20 protein-coding genes and 1 pseudogene are annotated in these 20254 nt (G+C 66.1%); 14 read left to right on the top strand and 7 right to left on the bottom strand.

The genetic code is table 11. The features are described 5' to 3' along the window. Positions 1-15: 15 nt before the first annotated feature. Together G6N81_RS09510 and sigK are read right to left on the bottom strand one after the other, a co-directional pair. Positions 16-765, bottom strand: coding sequence for an anti-sigma factor (locus tag G6N81_RS09510; protein ID WP_165136088.1), 750 nt, complete (start codon positions 763-765; stop codon positions 16-18). Then, on the bottom strand, positions 762-1352 hold the full coding sequence (sigK, locus tag G6N81_RS09515) for an ECF RNA polymerase sigma factor SigK (RefSeq protein WP_165136091.1): 591 nt from the start codon (positions 1350-1352) through the stop codon (positions 762-764). The genes G6N81_RS09510 and sigK overlap by 4 nt, the downstream gene beginning before the upstream one ends. Before the next feature lie 170 nt (positions 1353-1522). Between sigK and G6N81_RS09520 the strand changes: the two genes are divergently transcribed. Beyond that, positions 1523-2221, top strand: a complete 699-nt coding sequence (locus G6N81_RS09520) for a fasciclin domain-containing protein (RefSeq protein ID WP_165136094.1) — start codon at positions 1523-1525, stop codon at positions 2219-2221. A 50-nt stretch (positions 2222-2271) separates the two neighbouring features. On the opposite strand, the gene G6N81_RS09525 is transcribed toward G6N81_RS09520, so the two are convergent. Further along, a complete protein-coding gene (locus G6N81_RS09525) occupies positions 2272-3837 on the bottom strand; it encodes an ATP-binding cassette domain-containing protein (protein ID WP_165136097.1) in 1566 nt (521 codons plus the stop codon). A gap of 310 nt (positions 3838-4147) precedes the next feature. On the opposite strand from G6N81_RS09525, the pseudogene G6N81_RS12780 reads away from it, so the two are divergent. The 3 genes and pseudogenes from G6N81_RS12780 to G6N81_RS12855 all read left to right on the top strand — a co-directional run. Further along, a pseudogene (locus G6N81_RS12780) lies at positions 4148-4556 on the top strand (family 43 glycosylhydrolase); the annotation flags it as partial. A gap of 24 nt (positions 4557-4580) precedes the next feature. Further along, positions 4581-5000, top strand: a complete 420-nt coding sequence (locus G6N81_RS12590; RefSeq protein WP_206527949.1) for a family 43 glycosylhydrolase — start codon at positions 4581-4583, stop codon at positions 4998-5000. Continuing rightward, a complete protein-coding gene (locus G6N81_RS12855; RefSeq protein ID WP_165136100.1) occupies positions 4913-6088 on the top strand; it encodes a rhamnogalacturonan lyase family protein in 1176 nt (391 codons plus the stop codon). The genes G6N81_RS12590 and G6N81_RS12855 overlap by 88 nt, the downstream gene beginning before the upstream one ends. Positions 6089-6136: 48 nt before the next feature. On the opposite strand, the gene G6N81_RS09540 is transcribed toward G6N81_RS12855, so the two are convergent. Next, positions 6137-6775, bottom strand: a complete 639-nt coding sequence (locus G6N81_RS09540) for an alpha/beta hydrolase (protein ID WP_165136103.1) — start codon at positions 6773-6775, stop codon at positions 6137-6139. 100 nt (positions 6776-6875) lie between these two features. On the opposite strand from G6N81_RS09540, the gene G6N81_RS09545 reads away from it, so the two are divergent. From G6N81_RS09545 to G6N81_RS09570, 6 genes are all read left to right on the top strand, one after another. Continuing rightward, a complete protein-coding gene (locus tag G6N81_RS09545; protein ID WP_165136106.1) occupies positions 6876-7172 on the top strand; it encodes a metal-sensitive transcriptional regulator in 297 nt (98 codons plus the stop codon). A 16-nt stretch (positions 7173-7188) separates the two neighbouring features. Next, a complete protein-coding gene (locus tag G6N81_RS09550; protein WP_165136109.1) occupies positions 7189-7419 on the top strand; it encodes a heavy-metal-associated domain-containing protein in 231 nt (76 codons plus the stop codon). A 23-nt stretch (positions 7420-7442) separates the two neighbouring features. Beyond that, positions 7443-9626, top strand: a complete 2184-nt coding sequence (locus tag G6N81_RS09555; protein WP_165136112.1) for a heavy metal translocating P-type ATPase — start codon at positions 7443-7445, stop codon at positions 9624-9626. A 55-nt stretch (positions 9627-9681) separates the two neighbouring features. Continuing rightward, positions 9682-10305 carry an NUDIX hydrolase family protein gene (locus tag G6N81_RS09560; RefSeq protein ID WP_165136115.1) on the top strand — a complete coding sequence of 208 codons (624 nt, stop codon included), beginning with the start codon at positions 9682-9684 and terminating at the stop codon, positions 10303-10305. A gap of 69 nt (positions 10306-10374) precedes the next feature. Next, positions 10375-11544 carry a sensor histidine kinase gene (locus G6N81_RS09565; protein WP_241244945.1) on the top strand — a complete coding sequence of 390 codons (1170 nt, stop codon included), beginning with the start codon at positions 10375-10377 and terminating at the stop codon, positions 11542-11544. Further along, a complete protein-coding gene (locus tag G6N81_RS09570) occupies positions 11541-12185 on the top strand; it encodes a response regulator (protein ID WP_165136118.1) in 645 nt (214 codons plus the stop codon). Before G6N81_RS09565 ends, G6N81_RS09570 begins: the two co-directional genes overlap by 4 nt. Before the next feature lie 10 nt (positions 12186-12195). Here G6N81_RS09570 and G6N81_RS09575 read toward each other — a convergent pair whose 3' ends face one another. Further along, positions 12196-13128, bottom strand: coding sequence for a LysR family transcriptional regulator (locus G6N81_RS09575; protein ID WP_165136121.1), 933 nt, complete (start codon positions 13126-13128; stop codon positions 12196-12198). 102 nt (positions 13129-13230) lie between these two features. On the opposite strand from G6N81_RS09575, the gene G6N81_RS09580 reads away from it, so the two are divergent. Continuing rightward, positions 13231-16728 carry a bifunctional proline dehydrogenase/L-glutamate gamma-semialdehyde dehydrogenase gene (locus G6N81_RS09580; RefSeq protein ID WP_165136124.1) on the top strand — a complete coding sequence of 1166 codons (3498 nt, stop codon included), beginning with the start codon at positions 13231-13233 and terminating at the stop codon, positions 16726-16728. A gap of 73 nt (positions 16729-16801) precedes the next feature. Here G6N81_RS09580 and G6N81_RS09585 read toward each other — a convergent pair whose 3' ends face one another. Together G6N81_RS09585 and G6N81_RS09590 are read right to left on the bottom strand one after the other, a co-directional pair. Beyond that, the gene (locus G6N81_RS09585) at positions 16802-16951 is read right to left on the bottom strand and encodes a hypothetical protein (protein ID WP_165136127.1); all 150 of its coding nucleotides are present in this window, start codon (positions 16949-16951) and stop codon (positions 16802-16804) included. Further along, positions 16948-18015 (bottom strand): threonine aldolase family protein, encoded by a 1068-nt coding sequence (locus G6N81_RS09590; RefSeq protein WP_165136130.1) that lies wholly within the window; start codon positions 18013-18015, stop codon positions 16948-16950. The genes G6N81_RS09585 and G6N81_RS09590 overlap by 4 nt, the downstream gene beginning before the upstream one ends. Positions 18016-18065: 50 nt before the next feature. Between G6N81_RS09590 and G6N81_RS09595 the strand changes: the two genes are divergently transcribed. The 3 genes from G6N81_RS09595 to G6N81_RS09605 all read left to right on the top strand — a co-directional run bounded on the left by G6N81_RS09595 (position 18066) and on the right by G6N81_RS09605 (position 20227). Then, entirely contained in the window at positions 18066-18593 is a 528-nt protein-coding gene (locus G6N81_RS09595) for a 2-phosphosulfolactate phosphatase (RefSeq protein ID WP_165136133.1), read from the top strand. A 1-nt stretch (position 18594) separates the two neighbouring features. Further along, entirely contained in the window at positions 18595-19452 is an 858-nt protein-coding gene (locus G6N81_RS09600) for a spermidine synthase (RefSeq protein WP_165136136.1), read from the top strand. A gap of 139 nt (positions 19453-19591) precedes the next feature. Then, positions 19592-20227, top strand: a complete 636-nt coding sequence (locus tag G6N81_RS09605; RefSeq protein ID WP_245324914.1) for a hypothetical protein — start codon at positions 19592-19594, stop codon at positions 20225-20227. Positions 20228-20254: the final 27 nt, after the last annotated feature.

Below are 20254 nucleotides of genomic sequence, written 5' to 3' on the forward strand. Positions count from 1 at the left end.
TGCGATGCCGACGGACTATTCCGTCGGCATCGCAGCGATGGGATCCGTTGTCGGCAGGCCGGTGGGTGACCCACCGGCCTGTTCGATCGTGATGGCCACGATGTCACCGGGTTCCAGCTCTCCGGCGAGGAGGATCGGCTCCGACGTTCCCCCGTCGAAAACACCGGCGGGAATCGGCGTTTCTCCGCGCACCAACCACAGTTCGTACTGCTGGCCCTCGTCCAGGGGCGGCACATCCTCGGACAGGACGACGACCTCGCCCACCGAGTGCGACCAGTGCATCTGCACCGTTCCGCCCTGCGGGAGCTCGCCGTGCGCCGTGCGCGTGTCAGCGGCATCCGTGATGCGATCGAGGGCTATGACGGCGGCCGGTCGCTCGAACACCTGCGACACGAGAACGGTTCCGCCCCAGGCCACCCCGACAACGGCAACAGACGCCGCGAGCGTGAACCAGGCTCGACGCGCACTGCGCCTGGCCGGCTTCGTCGGCGCTTGTCCGTTCTGGGGCACCGCATCGTCGTCGGACGCAGACGAGGAATTCGATGTGGCCGCGATCTGTGCGAGAAGTGCATCGCGGATGTGCGCGGGGGGCGCGACCTCGGGGGCCGCCGCCGCGAGTGCAGCCGCGGTCTCTTCGTCGCGTGCGAGTTTTTCGTGCAGCTCCGGATCAGCGGCGAGAGCCGCATCGAGGCGGCGCTCGTCTTCGGGGCTGAGCGCGTGGAGGGCGCGACCAGCGAGCAGCTGAGCTAGCTCTTCGGCGTTCATGCCAGCGCTCCCATCGTCGTCCTCAGGCGTGACAGTCCGTCACGCATTCTCGTCTTAATCGTTCCGAGCGGTGCGCCCGTGAGGGCGGCGATTTCGCTCTGTGAGTATCCGCCGTAGTAGGCGAGGGTGAGGGCTTCACGTTGAATCTCGGGCAGCTGCCGCAGAGCCTCGACGACTCGGCGTCCCTCCCATCTCAGCTCGACGTCCTCGGAGACGGCATCGAACGCGACGTCCAGATCGCGGAAACCCACGCGAACGTCACGGTCGGTGCTTGCCTGTGCCGATCTCACACGATCGACAGCTCGACGGTGGGTCATCGTCAGCACCCACGTTCTCCCTTGCCCCTTCTTCGGAGAGAACCGCCGCGCGGATTGCCAGATCTCGAGGAATACCTCCTGCAAGACCTCTTCGCTGTGCGAGCGGTCGACCAGAACGCGGAGAATCAACCCGAAGACGCGGCCGGAGAGCATGTCATACAGCTCAGCAAAAGCGCGTTGGTCACCCTCGGCAATGCGGAGGAGAAGCTCGGCGACATGGTCGACGGGGTCGTCGGAGTGCTCATCCACTTCGACGTTGTCGATCACCATGCGTTCCAGCATGCCTCACGTCGTCCGCATCTTTCATTTCCCGCGCGCGACGCGCCCGGCGAAGAATTTCTCGAAGAGGTCCCATCCGATTCCGTGAGCACCCCGAATAGGTCATGAAAGCGCAGAGATGTCGCACAGCAAAGTGCGCATTCGACCACGAGGAGAACACCATGTTCACGAAGAAGTCCGCACTCACCAGCACCGCCGTCCTGTCGCTCGTCGCTGTCTTCGGCCTCGCCGGATGTAGCAACGGTTCCGCGATGGACGAGGAAGACACGACGCCGACAACGGAAGACACCGCACCCGCTCCCGAGATGGACGAGTCCGACGACATGATGGACGACGACATGGCGGACGACGGGATGATGGACCCCGCCGCCAACCTCGTTGGCCCCGGCTGCTCGGCATACGCCGACGCCGTGCCGTCAGGTGCCGGTTCGATCGAGGGCATGTCGGCCGACCCCGTCGCCGTTGCCGCATCGAACAACCCGATGCTCACGACGCTCGTCTCGGCGGTTGCCGGCGAGCTCAACCCCGACGTCAACCTTGTTGACACCCTGAACAGCGCAGAGTTCACCGTTTTCGCGCCCGTTGACGAGGCCTTCGCACAGGTGGACGACGCCACCATCGAGGCACTCAGCATGGACGCCGACCTGCTGACCACGGTTCTGACCTACCACGTGCTGCCCGGCCAGATTGCTCCGGACGACATCGAGGGAACCCACACCACGGTGCAGGGTTCGGACCTCGAGGTTATGGGCTCGGGTGACGAGATCATGGTCAACGGTGCCAACGTCATCTGCGGTGGTGTGCAGACGGCCAACGCTACGGTGTACCTCATCGACTCGGTTCTGCTTCCCGCTGAGTAACACCCCTCGCGATGGGGGCAGTCGGGCCGGCGGCCCGACTGCCCCCATCGTCATGTCAGCTCCGCTTCGCGCAGAGAGCCGTTCCGCAGCTCCAACACGAGGTCCGGCTGCCATCGGCGCAGGAACGCATCGTCATGGCTGACGATGATCGCGGCGCCGCGGTAGGTGCGAAGAGCCTCGACGAGTTGCCCGGCCGTGTCGACATCGAGATTGTTTGTCGGTTCGTCGAGGACCAGGACCTGCGGCGCCGGTTCTGCCAGGAGCAGCTGGGCGATTGCGGTACGGAAGCGCTCGCCGCCGGACAGCGTGCTCAAGGGGCGATCCGCCTGGTCTCCGCGGATGAGGAACCGTGCCAGACGGTTGCGGATGGCCGCGTCTCGTTGTCCGAGGGCAACGCTACGGATGAGGTCGAACGCGGAGCGGTCGTCGTTGTTGTCCGGTCGTTGCGACAGATACCCCACTGCGTCTACGTGGAGCGCGCTGTGCGGGGACTGACCGGTCAGGAGCTCCGTGAGTAGCGTTGTCTTCCCGGCACCGTTCGGGCCGATGAGCGCCACGCGTTCCGGTCCCTGCACAATCCACTCGCGTTCGCCATCACCGATTGTCGCGATGCGCCGGCCGGCGGCAATTCCCGGATCCGGAAGGTCCAAAGCAACAACGTCGTCGGACCGTTTCAGGCGTCCCGCAGCGTCGAGCGCGGCGCGGGCCTCTTCCTCCTTACCCGCAGCCTCTCCGCGCACGCGCCCCGCCGTCACCTCGGCGGCGTTCTTCTTTGCGTTTGCCAAGATTTTCGGCATCGAATCCGCCGCTTTTCGCCCCGATCGGGCGCGACGGGACAGCTTGGTTTCCAGCTCGATACGCTGGCGTTTTTCTCGCGCCAGCACCTTCTTCGCATCGATTTCGGCCTGCGCCGCCGCGTTCTGCTGATCCGCGAGGTGCGCGCGCCACGCCGAATACGGACCTCCGAACACGGCGATTTCGCCGCGGTACAGCTCAGCCGTGTCGTCCATGAGCTCCAGAAGGTCGAGGTCGTGCGAGACGACGACCAGAGCGCCACGCCAGGCGCTGATGAGCCCGTGAACGCGGGATCGCGCATCACGGTCGAGGTTGTTGGTGGGCTCGTCGAGCAGGGTGATGTCGGCACGGCGGAACCGGATTCCGGTGAGCGCGACGAGCATCGCTTCCCCGCCCGAGAGCTGGCCGACGCGTTTGTCGAGGGCTTCGGGCGGGATCCCTGCCTCGGCCAGTGCGGCGTGTGCGCGCGCCTCGACGTCCCAATCGTCGCCCACCTCGTCGAATCGAGAGGGGGAGGCGTCGCCGTCGGCGATGGCGCGAACGGCGTCGAGGGGTGCCCTGACTCCCAGGAGGTCCGCCACGCGGGTCGTCCCATCCAGCGTGAGGTCCTGTGGCAGAAAGGCGATATCGCCGGTGGCTGTGACAGATCCCGACGTCGGGGTCAGCTCGCCGGTTGCCAGGCGCAGCAGGGTGGATTTACCAGAACCGTTGCGGCCGACGAGACCGGTTCGGCGCGTGCCGAACACTCCGGAGACGTCTTCGAGCGCGGGCGATCCGTCTGGCCAAGAGAAGGAAAGGTGATCGATGATGAGGGCGGGCATGGGAGCTCCTGTGCTGCTCGACCGAGCGTCAGCGCGGGCGGAACGCATCGCGTTCCGCCTGGCCGGGGCAGGTCGAGCAGTGTGCTCCGGGCGCAGGGATGCGCTGACGCCTGGCAGGAGGTTGCCTGCTGTGTGCCCGTGCGGTGAGGGCATCGACGATCAGCGCGAGTGCGCTGCGCGATGCTCCAGAGATGGAGTCGACGATCAGCGCGGATTACGCGGCGTCGAAGTTCCTCACCGGTTCATTCCGTTCGTCGGGGACAGGACAAAACCATTGTACGCATGACCTTCCACCCACTAGTTTGTTGGGATGAACCACAAACCGATCCTGCCCGGCTTTCACCCCGATCCCTCTGTGTGCCGTGTCGGAGACGAGTACTTTCTCGCAACGTCGACGTTCGAGTATGTTCCTGGCGTCCCCATCTATCGTTCGACGGACCTGATGACGTGGGATCTCGTGGGGCACGCGGTGCCGGACGAGGATGAGGTAGCGGCCGGGTCGGGGGCGTCCGAGGCGAGTTCCGGGATCTTCGCGCCGACGCTGCGGCACCACGACGGTCGGTTCTGGATGACGACGACGAGTATCGGGCGCATTGGCGAGGGGCAGCTGATCACACACGCCGATCATCCGGCAGGGCCGTGGTCCACCCCCGTGCGCGTTCCCGGAACCCCCGGCATTGATCCTGATCTCTCCTGGGACGACGAGGGACGGTGCCTTCTGACGTGGCGGGGCTCGCAGCCCGGTGGCATCCATCAGGTGCAGATCGACCCGTTCACGGGAGAGCCGCAAGAAGAGGCGCGGTATCTCGCACCGGAGCACCCCTCACCCCGTCCAGGCAACAGGGCATGCAGATTTCGTCGAACAGGCGGATGGGAACTGGGTCGTGGTGTTCCTCGGTATTCGTCAATCCGGGTCGTATCCCGGTTTTCATGTGAACGGGCGCGAGACATTCCTTGCCGGGGTCACGTGGGTGGATGACTGGCCCATCATCGAGGAATCGCGCTTTCCCGAAGCCCCCGACCCCGTGGGATTCGTCGACACGTTTGAGCATCTCGATGGGCGGTGGGTGCCGCCATGGCCGATATCGACCCGCGCTTCGACGGAGCGGAAGGCTGGGCGATCGGCGGGGACCTGGAATGGAACTCGAAGGTCGGCTACCTGATGAGCGTCGATGGCGAGCTGATCACTGAGAACATCCCCGCGGCCAACTTCGTGGCCAAGTGGGACGCTGATCTGCTGAGCGAGATCGTTGACCACGAGTTCGATTGGGATATGCCCGGCGGTCACCCCAAGGTCTACAAGTGGGATTGGGAGAACGAAGTTCAGGTTCCGATCTTCGAGCCTGAGGGTGTTTTGACCAACAACAGCTCAAAGGGCACCCCGGCGCTGCAGGCCGACCTGTTCGGTGACTGGCGTGAGGAACTCGTCTACCGCACCGAGGACTCCTCGGCGCTGCGGATCTTCACGACGGTCGATGAGACCGAGCACCGTATCCGCACGCTCATGTCGGACTCGCAGTACCGTCTGGCGATTGCGTGGCAGAACACCGCCTACAACCAGCCGCCGCACACGAGCTACTACTTCGGGCACGGAATGGAGATGCCGCCGGCGCCGCCGCTGCGGTACACCACGGATGCGCCCGCGGCGGAGCCCGTCGACGGTCCCGCAACGTCAGCCCCCGGAAAGGGCGTGCTGTCGACAACGAGCGGACACGCACACGGTCTGAAGGACGGGAACTTCACCGTCTCGATGAACATGTGGTGGGGGCAGAACGCCCACACGATCCGTCTCTACGAGAACGGCGAGCTGCTGGAGGAGCGGGGTCTGACCGACCGCACTCCCGAGGCGCAGAGCGCGGCGTTCACCATCGAGGGTCGCGTTAACGGAACGTACGAATACACGTGTGAGCTCATTAACCAGCACGGAACGACGGCCTGTGCGTCGGCCACCGTGAAGGTGAAGGATGCGGCACCGGGCAAGGTCGTTCTCAGTCACGACAACCGCAACGGCAAGTCGAGCGATTACACCGTCTCGACGAATATGTGGTGGGGGACAAACGCCACGGCATACCGTCTGTACGAGAATGGCGAGCTGATCGATGAGCAGGAGCTCACGGCTCAGACGCCGGCGGCGCAGGCCGTCGCCACCCGTATCGAGGGGCGTGGGGCCGGCACGTACGCCTACGTCGCCGTCCTCAGCAATGCGGCCGGAGAGACCGAGAGCAAGGAAGTCGTCGTTCGCGTGAAGTAACGACGATTCGGACAGGGAGCGGGCGGGTCTGCGGACCCGCCCGCTTCGTCATGCCGGAAGCTGTGCGCGCAGGAACGCGCGAATGTCGTCGAGCTCGGCTGCGGAGACCGCGTGCGCGAGCCCCGGATAGATCCGGCCAACGAGCGCGCTGTGCTCCGGGAGCCACTCGGTTGTGCGCGCAACGGCGGGCGCGGGAATGACGTTATCGAGTGCGCCACGGCCCCAGAAGACGGGGAGCGGGTGGGCCTTCAGGGCGTCGTCGCCGGGAAGAGAGCCGTCTGCCGCGTACCCGGAGAGGGTGACGATGAATTCGAAGCGCTCGGGGGCCAGGCGCATCGCCTGCAGTGCGGTTGCGCCTCCCTGAGAGAAGCCGAGCAGACCCACGCTCGTGGCGTTCGGTGCAGCGGCGTCCAGCCATTCCAGCAGCCGCTCAGCGCCGGCCGTGATCGCCGCGGGATCACGTGATGACAGATCGTCGATCGGGTACCAGCTGTTCCCGCTCATCGGGAACGGAGGCGTTAGCGGTGCGCGAACGGCGGCGTAGACAAACTCTTCCGGCAGGTGGTCGGTGAGCGCGAAGAGGTCGTTCTCGTCGGATCCGTAGCCGTGGAGCAAGACGATCAGCGGCCGTTGGCCCGGTGAGTCCGTCCAGAGGACGGCGTCGGCGTCGAGGGGCGGCGTCTGCATGGTCCCATCATCTTCCGAACCTCTGACAAAGAAAAACCGGTGTGGTGGGAATACCCCCTGGGGGTATAAGGTTGTTCCTGTCGAACAGCGAGGAGACACCATGGCTGGCCACACGCACCACGGCTACATCGAAAACAAGGACAAGGTGATGGCGCGCCTGCGCCGCATCGAGGGCCAGGTGCGCGGAATTCAGCGCATGGCGGAGGAAGAGCAGTACTGCATCGACATCCTCACGCAGATCTCCGCCACCACGAAGGCACTGCAGTCGGTCGCCATCGGTCTGCTCGATGATCACCTCTCGCACTGCGTCGCCGACGCCGTCCGTGAGGGCGGCGACCTCGCCGACGAAAAACTCACAGAAGCCAGCGATGCCATCGCCCGGCTCGTCCGTTCCTAACATCAGGGAGAAGACCATGACAACGCACACGTACACCGTCCAGGGCATGACCTGCCAGCACTGCGTCATGAGCGTCACAGAAGAGGTCAGTGACATCGCGGGCGTTGAGAAGGTCGCCGTTGATCTCGCGACTGGACGCCTCGACGTCACCGCCGACACGATCGATGACGACGCCGTTCGCGCCGCCGTCGTCGAAGCCGGCTACGCGCTCGCCGCCCCGAACGACCTCGGTCTCACAACACGCTGAACACTGCCCCGGGAGGGGACATCATGAGCACCACCGAGCTGAACCTCGACATCCAGGGCATGACGTGCGCGTCGTGTGCAAACCGCATCGAACGCAAACTGAACAAACTGGACGGCGTCACGGCACAGGTGAACTACGCAACGGAGAAAGCGCACGTCGTCTTCCCCGCTTCGGTGGCAGAAGAAGACCTGATCCGTACGGTTGAAGCGGCCGGATACGGCGCCGCGCTGCCGGCGCCGGAGCAGGAGGACGACCGCGAGGCAGAACTCCGCGTCCTTGGCCGTCGCCTCGGCTGGTCGATTGCCCTCAGCATTCCCGTCGTTGTTGTTGCGATGATCCCTCCCCTCCAGTTCCCCTGGTGGCAGTGGGTGTCTCTTGCCCTCGCTCTGCCCGTTGTGATCTGGGGTGGCTGGGGATTCCACCGAGCGGCCTGGATCAACCTGCGCCACGGCGCTGCGACGATGGACACGCTCGTGTCGATCGGTACGCTCGCGGCCCTCGGTTGGAGCCTCTACGCCCTCGTGTTCGGAACGGCGGGTGCGATCGGCATGAGCCATGGCTGGGCGCTTCTGGCGATGCACGCCGATGGCTCCGGGTCGATCTATCTCGAGGCCGCGGCGGGCGTAACAACCTTCATCCTCGCCGGTCGGTATATCGAAGCGCGATCGAAGCTTCGCGCCGGCGATGCGCTGCGATCCCTCCTCGACATGGGAGCGAAGGACGTGGCGATCCGTCGCGATGACGGAACAGAAGAACGCGTTCCCGCCGATCGCCTCGCTGTCGGAGACATCTTTGTCGTTCGGCCCGGAGAACGAATCGCCACAGACGGAACGATCATCGACGGTGCCAGCGCCGTCGACCAGTCGATGATTACGGGAGAGTCCGTTCCCGTCGAGGTCGCCGCCGGCGATCGCGTTGTCGGTGCCACCATCAACGCGGGCGGGATGATCATCGTGCGCGCAGAGCGCGTGGGATCCGACACTCAGCTGGCGCAGATGGCGCACCTTGTCGAACAGGCACAGGCATCGAAATCGCGTGCGCAGAAGCTCGCCGATCAGATCTCGGGGATCTTCGTGCCGATCGTGATCGTCATCGCGATCGCGAGCCTTGTCACCTGGCTGCTGATCGGCCAGCCGCCCGCCGTGGCCTTCACCGCGGCGGTTGCCGTTCTGATCATCGCCTGCCCCTGCGCACTCGGCCTCGCAACGCCCCTCGCCCTCATGCTGGGAACCGGCCGCGGAGCGCAGATGGGCGTTCTCATCAAGGACGCCGAGGCGCTGGAACACGCACGCCGTATTGACACAATCGTTCTCGACAAGACCGGAACCGTCACCAGTGGGAAGATGACCGTCCAGGGCGTCACCGCCGCCGACGGCGAGGACACCGCCAAGGTGCTGCGGATGGCAGCAGCCGTCGAGGCAGCCAGTGAGCACCCGATCGCCCAGGCCATTGCACGAGCCGTACAGGATGCTCCGTCCGTCAGCGACTTCCGCTCGTTCGAGGGGCTGGGAGCTCAGGGCGTCGTTGGTGGACATGCCGTTGTCATCGGGCGTCCTGCGTTGCTGGCCGATTGGGCGGCCCCGCTCGATGCCGCGCTGCAGGCCGCCTTCGACGCGGCAACGGGAACGGCCGTTGCGATCGCCTGGGACGGCCGTGCCCGCGGCGTCATCGAGGTTGCCGACACCATCAAGCCCACGAGCGCGGATGCCATCCGCCAGCTGCGCGCCCTCGGGCTGGAGCCGATTCTCCTCACGGGTGATGCGGAAGGCCCGGCCCGCGCTGTTGCCGCGGAAGTAGGGATCGATCGCGTGATCGCCGGGGTCTTGCCCGCAGACAAGGTCGATGTCGTGGCCCAACTGCAGCAGGACGGGCACCAGGTCGCAATGGTCGGGGACGGCATCAACGACGCGGCCGCGCTGGCACAGGCCGATCTGGGCATGGCGATGGGAACGGGCACGGACGTGGCGATCGAGGCCAGCGACCTCACGCTGGTGCGCGGCGACCTGACGGCCGCGGCTGACGCGATCCGCCTCTCGCGGCGCACGCTGAAGATCATTCGCGGCAACCTGTTCTGGGCTTTTGCCTACAACGTGGCGGCCATTCCGCTGGCGGCCTTCGGCTTGCTCGCGCCCATGCTCGCGGGCGCCGCCATGGCGATCAGCTCGGTGTTCGTCGTGCTGAACAGCCTTCGCCTGCGCCGCGGGTAGCGCGGTGACATGTCGAGCGCACGCCACGACGGCGGGAAGGATGTAGCGTGGCGGCATGGCGGTGCGCACACCTGATCCCGATCCCGAAGACCTTCCTGATTCGCCGTCGCTTCCCAGCGACCTCGGCATGAGTGGGCTCGGCGGCGTGCCCGGAGGCTCGGCGAACCCCGCGTGGCTGTCGGAGGTAGAACTCGCCGAGGTGCGTCGTCGTCTCCCGATCCTCTACGTCGAAGCCGTTCCCGTCCGTGCAGACGGGACGGGGCAGGTCACACAGGTCGGCATCCTGCTGCGCTCAACCACTCTGGGCGAAATGATTCGCACGGTGGTGTCGGGCCGCGTTCGCCACGGCGAGACGGTGCGAGACGCGCTGTACCGGCACCTCGAGAACGATCTGGGCCCGATGGCCTTCCCTCAGGTTCCGGCGCAGCCGGCGCCGTTCACGGTGGCCGAATACTTCCCGATCCCCGGCGTGACGCCGTATCACGACGATCGCCAGCACGCGGTGTCTCTCGCCTACGTCGTTCCCGTCACGGGAACATGCGATCCGCGCCAGGACGCGCTGGAGATCACGTGGATGACCCCGGAAGAGGCCGCGAGCGATGAGGTGTCCGGTGAGCTCGAAGGCGGGCGCGGCACGCTCATCCGCACCGCGCTCGCCAGCGTCGGAGCCCTCCGCTAGGTGTGATCTCCGGGCGAGATACATCCCTGGGGGGACGCGGATCAGCCGCGAGGCGCATAGCGTGAGGGGATGGCCAGACTCTTCCGCCCCATGACGCGGGTCTCGCTCACGGTCGACATCACAGCGGGGGTGGTGTTTTTCTTCCTCGCGACGATCCTCGGACCTCTTTTTCTGGGAGGGACCTCCCTCCCATGGGTGGCGACCCTGGCGACGGGCGTGATCATGTCGACGGCTCTTGCTGTGCGGCGGTTGTCGCCGGCGCTCGCGCTCGCGATCGCGTGGCTCGGGGCGATCGCTCAGATGGTGTGCGTTCTGCCACCGATGCTGAGCGATCTGGCCATTCTCGGGGTGTTGTTCGCTACCGCGGCATACGGCGGCCGCGTGGTCCTCTGGCTGGGGTTCGCGTCGTCCATCGTCGGCGCGTTTACCAGCGCCCTCTTTCTGACGCTCAGCGGGTGGCTTCTGGGAACGCCGTCGACGATGGAGTTGTCGACGCTCGCTTCCGGGATCGTCGTGTCCTTCTTGGCGTCAATGTGCGCGCTCGTTCTGGCGTGGGCGGCGGGGGCGATCGTCCGGGCAAATCGCGCCGTCAGCGCCAACCGAGAGGCGCAGCGCCGAGCCGAAGCCGAGATGCAGGCGGAGCAGGAGCGCGGCCGCATTGCCCGGGATATGCACGACGTCGTGGCGCATTCACTTGCCGTGGTGATCGCGCAGGCGGACGGTGCCCGGTACGCCGCGACGAACGACCCTGCGGCAACGGGCGAGGCATTAGGGACGATCAGCACAACGGCCCGGTCCGCGCTCTCGGATGTTCGCCTGCTGCTGGCGCAGCTGCGTCATCGGCAGGGTGATGGCCCGCAGCCGACGCTCGCCGACCTGGAAAACCTGTTCGATCAGATTCGCGCGGCGGGTGTTGATGTCCGCGCGACGATCAGTCCCGCCCCTCCGAGTGACGTTCCCGCGTCGATTCAGCTCGCGGTGTACCGAATTTTGCAGGAGGCGCTGACGAATGCCCTGCGCCATGGCGATGGTGCCGCCGTCGAGGTGAGCATCGCGTGGTGGTCGATGAATGTGACCATCACGGTGGCCAACGACGCCAGGCGGGCTCCGTCACAGGCGGGGCACGGCATCATCGGGATGCGTGAACGCGCGCAACTGGTGGGAGGGCGGACGGACGTCGAGTACGACGCTGGTCGATTCGTGGTGCGAGCAGAGATCCCGCTGGGAGGCCGGAGATGACAACCGTGATTCGCGTTGTGCTCGTCGATGATCAGGCACTGTTTCGCGCCGGGATTCGGATGGTGATTAATTCTCAGCCCGATCTTGAGGTGGTGGGCGAGGCGGGCGACGGGCGTGAAGCGCTGGATGTTGTTGCGAAAACGCGTCCGGACATCGTGCTCATGGACATTCGGATGCCGGTGATGGACGGCATCGTCGCCACAACAGAGCTGTTGCGTCGCGAACATCCGCCGCGCATCGTGATGCTGACCACTTTCGATCTGGATGAGGCGGCGGCGCGAGCGATTCGGGGCGGGGCGAGCGGGTTTCTTCTCAAAGACGCCGATCCGGAGTTCTTGTTGGCGGCGATCCGAGGAGTGCACCGGGGTTCGTCGGTGATCGCGGCCCAGGCGACAACGGATCTGTTCTCGCGGTTCGCTGAACCGGCGCCGAAACGTCCTGATGCGTTCGCGCAGCTGACGCATCGTGAGAAGGAGATTTTTGCCTTCGCGGCTCGGGGCCTGAACAACTCCGAGATCGCCGCGCGGGAGTTCCTCTCTGAGGCGACGGTGAAAACGCATGTCAGCCGCATCCTCGCGAAGCTGGGGCTGCGCGATCGCGTGCAACTGGTTGTGTACGCGCACGACCACGCGTTGATCTGACGGACGACGCCTATTCCACGTGCGGCATCGCGTGGGGGTCTTCGAACACGGCCGTTGCATCGTGGAACGCATGCTGGAGCGCTTCGCGCACGGCGATGACGCCCTTCGATTCCGCGGACGCTTCGCGTGCGGCAGTGAAGATTTCGCGCGTGGGGGAGCCGGGCAGGTCGATGAGACGAACGGGGCTCTCGTCGCCGGCGAGCAACTGCTCGGGGAGCAGACCAACGGCGTGCCCCGACGAGATGAGTCGGACCTGCGCCAGCAGGTCGGCTGAGCTGTAGCGAACATCGGGCTCAAAACCGGCGCCACGGCACTGCTGAACGCACCACGAGCGGACGGCGGTTCCGCGCGGCTCCATCGTCCAGGCCGCGCCTCGGGCGTCCTCGAGGGAGTAGATGGGGGAATCGGGGCTGACGGCAAGGCGAATGGGGTCGCGCCCGAGCGAAACGCGGTCGAGCCCTGGCCGGTGTTCGCGGGTGTGGCCGGGGTACTGCTCGGCGATCACAAGATCGAACCCGCGTGCTTCCACCTCGAACAGGCCTTCTTCGGGCGGAATCACCCACACCTCGACGCGCAGGCCGGGGTGGCTGACGACGAGCATGTCGAGCATGCGGGGCAAGAGCGCGCGGGCGGAGGTTTGCAGGGCGGCGATGCGGACGGGGGCCGGCATGGGGTTGTCCACGTCGAGCTCGTCGCGCGTTTGTTCTTCGAGGGAGAGCACACGGGCGGCGTGCGCGGCGACGGTTTCGCCGGCTGCGGTGAGTCGAACGCGACGCCCATCCGGCTGTAAAAGAGGCGCCCCGACTTCGCGCTCCAGCTGTGTCAGCTGGTGCGAAACGGTTGACGGTGAATAGCTCAGAGCGGTCGCAACGGCGGTGATCGTTCCGCGCATTTGCAGCTCGTGAAGCAACTGCAATCGATGGATACTCCAACCCACGCTCATACATCGAGATTATCGAACGATTCTCTTCGAAACTGTGTGCTTTACCAGAAGGTTCCACACGCGGAGGATGGAAGTGACCAGGATCGGAAAGAGGTGATCATCATGACCATCGAGCCGCGCACAACAGCGCAGTTTCAGGCCCCAGACTTAACAGGAGCTGCCGTGAGCACAGGGATCGACAGTCAGCTCGCAGAAGCCGCCGTCGCACAGGTGCGTACGTGGCTCGTTGCGGCACGTGATGAGAAGGTCGACGCAGCAGCGAAGAACCTCGCTGGTGTGCTCTCCGACCCCCAGGGCCTAGATTTCGCCGTCGGTTTTGTCGACGGTGTCGTGCGCCCGGAAGACAAGAAGGTTGCCGCGCGCAACTTCCAGTTGGTCTCCCGGGGCGTTCCGGCGTTCCTGCCCGCTCCTCTTCGTGGCCTCGTTCGCCTCGGCGGGGCGATGGCTCCCGCCTTCCCGCAGATCGTGGTTCCGATCGCCCGTAAGGTGCTGCGCGAGATGGTGCGCCACCTCATCGTCGACGCCTCGGAGAACAAGCTCGGTAAGGCCCTACAGCAGATCTCCGGCGACGGCACGCGCCTCAACGTCAACCTGCTCGGCGAAGCGATTCTCGGCCAGCGCGAGGCAGACCGACGCGTTGCGGGAACGATCCGCCTGATCGAGCGCGACGATGTCGACTATGTCTCGATCAAGGTGTCCTCCACGGTTGCACCGCACAGCATATGGGCGCACGACCAGGCCGTGACTCACGCCGTCGAGGCACTCGCGCCCGTGTACCGCGCCGCTGTTGCGAACGACACCTTCGTCAACCTCGACATGGAGGAGTACAAGGACCTCGACCTGACGCTCGACGTGTTCGAGGCGCTCCTCGGCCGCGAGGAGTTCCAGCAGGCTCGCGCTGGCATCGTTCTTCAGGCCTACCTGCCCGATGCCCTCGGTGCGATGATGCGGCTGCAGGAGTGGGCGCAGAAGCGCACCGCTTCCGGCGGTGCCCCGATCAAGGTGCGCGTTGTCAAGGGCGCGAACCTGCCGATGGAGCAGGTAGACGCCGAAACGCACGATTGGCCGATCGCGACGTGGCCGTCCAAGCAGCACTCCGACGCCGGCTACAAGCAGGTGCTGGACTACGCGCTCACCCCCGAGCGCATCGCCAACGTGCACATCGGCATCGCTGGTCACAACCTCTTCGACGTTGCGCTCGCGAAGCTCCTTTCGGAGAAGCGCGGCATCCGCATCGAGCCCGGCTCTGGTGTTGAGTTCGAGATGCTGCTCGGCATGGCCACCCAGCAGGCGGCGGTCGTCCGCCGTGATGTGGGCGAGCTGCTGCTTTACACGCCCGTTGTGCACCCGGATGAGTTTGACGTGGCGATCGCCTACCTGATCCGCCGTCTGGAGGAGGGCGCGAGCCCCGACAACTTCATGTCGGCCGTGTTCGAGCTCGACACCGATGAGCGCATGTTCCAGCGCGAACGGGACCGTTTCCTCACTTCGATCGCGATGATGCCGACCGAGGTCCCCACGCCCAACCGCGTGATGGATCGGCGCCAGCCGCAGCCGGAGGGTCCGCGCGGCGAGTACCGCGGAACACCGGATACGGACCCGGCCGTCGCAGCCAACCGCGAGTGGGCGGCGGGCATTCGTGCGCGGATGCAGGACTCACAGCTGGGCGTCCAGACGATCGCTGACACGACGATTCGTTCCTCCGAGGAGCTCGATCAGCTGATCGTTGGCGCCGAGACCGCAGCGGATGCGTGGACGGCGATGCCGCTCGCCGAGCGCGTCGAGATCCTGCACCGCGCGGGTGACGAGCTGGAGAAGCGTCGCGCAGACCTGCTCGAGGTCATGGGCGCCGAGGCCGGAAAGGTCGTCGAACAGGGCGATCCCGAGATCAGCGAGGCGATCGACTTCGCGCACTACTACGCGCGGAGCGCCGAGCTGCTGCAGCAGGTCGACGGAGCCGAGTACGTTCCGGCCAAGGTCACGGCCGTTATTCCGCCGTGGAACTTCCCGGCCGCGATCCCGGCCGGTGGCGTCCTCGCTGCTCTCGCTGCGGGAAGCGCCGTGATCTTTAAGCCGGCACGCGTCACGGCCCGAACGGGGGCCGTGATCGCTGAGGCACTCTGGGAGGCCGGAGTTCCGCGCGAGGCGCTGCGCTTCGTCACGCTGGAGGGACGCGAGCTCGGCCAGCAGCTGCTCTCGCACCCGTCGGTCAACCAGGCAATTCTGACGGGCGCATACGAGACGGCCGAGCTGTTCCGTTCGTTCCGTTCCGACCTGCCGCTGCTCGCCGAGACCAGCGGAAAGAACGCGATTATCGTCACGCCCAGCGCTGATTTCGATCTCGCGGCGAAGGACATCGCATACTCCGCTTTCGGGCACGCGGGCCAGAAGTGCTCGGCGGCGTCGCTCGTCGTCGTCGTCGGTTCGGTCGCGAAGAGCGAGCGCTTCCGTCGCCAGCTGCTGGATGCCGTTGATGGCTACGAAGTGGGTATGCCGTGGACAGAGGGCGCCCGGATCGGGCCGATCGCTGTTCCCGCCGCCGGGAAGCTCCTGCGGGGGCTGACGGAGCTCGAGCCCGGCCAGTCGTGGATGGTGCAGCCCCGTCAGCTGGACGAGGATGAGAAGCTGTGGACGCCCGGAATCCGCGAGGGCGTGAAGCCCGGTTCGGAGTTCCACATGACGGAGTACTTCGGTCCGGTCACGGGAATCATCCATGCCGAGACCCTCGACGAGGCGATCGAGATCGTCAACGCGGTCGAATACGGCCTGACCTCGGGTCTGCACTCGCTCGATGTCGATGAGATCCAGCACTGGCTCGGTTCGATCCAGGCGGGCAACGCGTACATCAACCGCGTGATTACCGGCGCAATCGTTCAGCGTCAGCCGTTCGGCGGCTGGAAGAAGTCGGCCGTTGGGGCGGGGACGAAGGCCGGTGGCCCGAGCTACCTGTTCGGCCTGGGATCGTGGCTCGACGCCCCGGTATCGGCCGCGGGAGACCTGGACAATGCGGCGCGACGCGCGCTTACCGTTGTTCCTGAGACCGAGGCTGACTGGATGTCGGATGCGCTGCGAACGGACATCGCGGCATGGAACGCTGAGTTCGGCGTTGCCCGCGATGTTCAGGGCCTGGTGCTGGAGCAGAACGTGCTCCGCTATGTGCCGACGGCCGTGACCATCCGTTTCGAGGACGGCCGCATCGCGGATCTCGTTCGCGTTGTCGCTGCGGGTGCGCGGGTGGGGGCTCCTCTCGTCGTATCGACCTCCGCACCCCTCCCGGCAGCGGTGGGCGAGTATGTCTCGTCGGTGGCTCAGCTGGTCGTCGAGAAGGACGATGCGTGGGACACGCGCACGGCCGCGCTGACGACGTCGGGTGGCCGGGTGCGCCTTGTCGGCGCCGATGCGGCTCGTGTGATCGCGGCGACCGATGGAGCACCGAACGTGGCGATTTACGGCGGTGCCGTGACGCGCGCCGGCCGCGTAGAGATGCTGCCGTTCGTGCGTGAACAGGCGGTGTCGATCACGGCCCACCGCTTCGGCAACCCGCGTCGCTACGAGGTTCCGGTTGTCGCCGGCGGCGGTTCGGACCTGGTCGCTCGCTAACGCTTCGAGCGCAGTCACACAAGCGTCCGGCGGACATCGCATCGATGTCCGCCGGACGCTTTTCTGTGCGGGGCTAGAGAGGTGTCGTCAGGTAGCGCTGCAGGTGGACGCGAGAGATCGCCACCATGTCGATGTCGAAGCCGTTGAGCCACATCACCTCGAGCCCCTCGGTCATGGCCAGGGATGTGAGCGCGGCTTCACGCGGATCGATATCGGCCTTCACGCGCGCCGATCAGCCGAGGAACAGTGCTGAGCGATCAGATCCACAAAGCGATCAACGTCGGCCTCGGTGGTGTCCCAGCTGGTCAGCCACCGCACCTCGCGCGCTTCGGCGTTCCAGTCGTAGAAGCGCACGTGCTCGCGCAGGCGATCAGCCGCACCCGCGGGCAGCGTCGCAAACACCGCGTTGGCTTCCGTCTTCTGCGTGAACGTGACGCCGGACACACCGGCGTCTTCAATGCCGCGGCGCAAGCGCGCGGCCATGGCGTTCGCGTGCGCACCGGCACGGAGCCAGAGGTCGTCCTCGAGAATCGCCAGAAGCTGCGCCGACACGAAGCGCATTTTGCTGGACAGCTGCATCGTGTTCTTCCGCAGGAACTCCACGCCAGAGACGGCGTCGGGATTCATCACGACGATCGCTTCGGCGCCCATCGTCCCGATCTTCGTTCCGCCGAAGCTCATGACATCCACCCCGGCATCACGTGTGAACTCACGCAGCGGAACACTCAGCGCTGCGGCCGCGTTGCTGATCCTCGCGCCGTCCAGGTGAACGAACATCCCCAGATCGTGAGCCGTCTGGGAGATCGCCCGAATCTCCTCCGTCGAATACAGCGTTCCCATTTCCGTCGACTGCGTGATCGAGACGACCTGCGGGTGGATCGTGTGCACACCGCGTGCGCCGGCATGCGCGCGCACCAGGTCAGGGGTCAGCTTGGCGTCGGGGACATCCACCGGGATGATCTTGAACCCGCCGACTTTCTCGGGGGCGCCGCCCTCATCCGTGTTCACATGCGCGAGGTCCGGCGCAATCACACCGCCCCACCTCGTGACCATCGCCTGCAGCCCGACGACATTGGCACCCGTGCCGTTGAACACGGGGAAGATCTCGGTACCAGCACCCAGAAGCTGCGCGAATTGCTCGCGAAGGGCCGCGGTGTACGGGTCATCACCGTACGCCGTCGCGTGTCCGCCGTTCGCGGCCGCGAGAGCGGCCATCACCTCGGGATGAACACCCGCGTAGTTGTCCGACGCAAATCCGCGCCATGAAGGATCATGCAGCCGTTCCACCGGATCAGGCTACGCGCGCTGATCGCGGGGGCGCGAAATACACTGGAGGGATGACCGATCCGCGCTCACAATCTCCCTACCAGGTGCGCCTTGCGTGGGGTGCTCGCGGGTGGGCGGCGCTCGCACCGAGCGACGTCATCGTCGTTGTTGATGCGATCGGCCGGGACGACCGGCTGGTCAGCGCGCTGGCGGACCGGGCCGACACGGTGATGGCGGCCTCCTTACGCAACGCGACGGCAACGGCGCAGGCCGTTCTCGACACGCAGACCGCCCGCCGGCAGCGCACATCCGTTGCGCTGGTCCTCGCGGGAGACGACGGTGCCTTCGCGGTCGAGGATTACCTCGCGGCAGGTGCCATCGCCGACGCCCTGACGCAGCGAGGCCTCGACCACTCGGCCCCCGATGTGGCGGTTGCCGCCGAGGGCTTCCACGGACTGCGCCGCGCGGTGAAACATCTTGTCTCGGCGTCGGCAACGGGCGTGGCGCTCGCTGCAGAGGGGTACCGCGAACGCGTTGCGGCGGCCGCCGAGATCGACGCCGAGACGGCGCCGGCCATCATCTCGGCGCCGAGCGTCTGACATGGGCAGAAAGCGGACGAAGGACGTCGAATTTCCGCAGGCGCGCCTCACCAGCGGCGGGATCGCCGAGATCCGGCCGAGCGACTTCGGCTCCGGATGGGAGGTGATCGTCGACGGCACCCCGCAGTCACACGTCGACCTCAACGATCCGACCTACCTCGCGTTTGAATACGTTGCGCGCATGGGGGCCGTGATCGACCAGCTCCCCGAAGGCCCCATCACGGCCATCCACCTCGGCGCGGGAGGGCTGACCATTCCGCGCTTTATCGCGCACACGCGCCCCGGTTCGCGCCAGCAGGTGGTCGAAATCGAGCAACCGCTCGTCGATCTTGTGCGCGAGCACCTGCCCCTCCCGAAGGACGCCTCCGTCCGGGTGCGGTTCGGTGATGCCCGCGAGGGCCTGGGGCGAATGCCGAAGAGCATGGCCGGAACGGCGGATCTGCTCGTCAGCGATGTTTATTCCGGAGCGCAGACGCCCGCGCATCTGACGAGCGTGGAGTTCTACCGGGAAGCCACGGCCCTGCTCGCTCCGACCGGCATCCTGCTGGTCAACGTTGCCGATGGAGCGGGGCTCGCGTTCGCCCGGCGCCAGGCGGCGACCATCCGCCAGGCGCTCCCACATCTGGCGATTTTGGCGGAGGTGCAGGTGCTGAAGGGGCGCCGCTTCGGGAATCTTGTTTTCGCGGCTTCGGGTTCTCCCCTTCCCACCGAGTGGTTGCCACGCCTGATGGCGGCGGGCCCCCACCCGGCGAAGGTGGCGGAGGGGCGTGAGGTCGATGAATTCATCGGCGGTGCGCTGCCCGCAACCGACGGTGATGCCACGGCGTCTCCGAAACCGAAGGCGTCGCTGTTCGAGTAGTCGGCCGCTGATGCCGGGCCGCCGCTCGCGAGCGGCGCCGATGATGGCCGGCTCCCGTTCGCGAGCGGGATAGGTTTGTTCGAGTGGTGCGCGACTATCTAACCCAATGGGCGGTAAGTGTGCCGTTCGCGGGGTGGTCATGAGGCCGACACGCCGGGTCATCAGCGCGCCGACCCTGTTACCTGGTCGTGACCAGGCAGACTGGTTGTCACGTCTTGTGATCAGTGAGAAGGGACGACGCGTGGGCTTCATCCAGGGATACGACCCCGAGACGCTGCGTGAGGTCATCGATCGCGAGGCCGTGTACGAGCGTCTCGTTGAGGTGAGCAGGCAGCGAAGCTTTCCGGACCAACTGGAGCAGGTCTGGCTGTTCAAGGTGCTCGGCGAGCTCGACGAGGCGCTGGAGATCTCCGAGCGAACCGTGCGTCTGGCGCGCATGTCTGGCACGCGCCGCGATCTGCTACATGCCCGCATCATTCACGCCACCGTCAACCAGCACCGCGGTGCCTACACGGCAGCCGAGGCCGAGCTGACGGCCTGCATTGAAGAGGCCGAGGGGCAGCGATGGGAACGCATCAGCGCACTCGCGCACTCCCACCGGGGCAAGGCTCGCTACGACGCCGGCGATTATGACGGCGCACGCGAAGACTTCAAGCGCGAGCTGTTTCTGCGTCAGGAACTCGGGGCGGACGACGAACAGCTCGAGATCACGATGGGGTTCATCGAGGCCGCCGAGCGGAAGCGATCCACGAGCCGCGGGCTGTTCGCCAGCTGACGCTCATCGCGTCCGTGTCAGGGGCCG

It is taken from the genome of Microbacterium amylolyticum, assembly GCF_011046975.1.
GTDB classification, from domain to species: Bacteria; Actinomycetota; Actinomycetes; order Actinomycetales; family Microbacteriaceae; genus Microbacterium; species Microbacterium amylolyticum.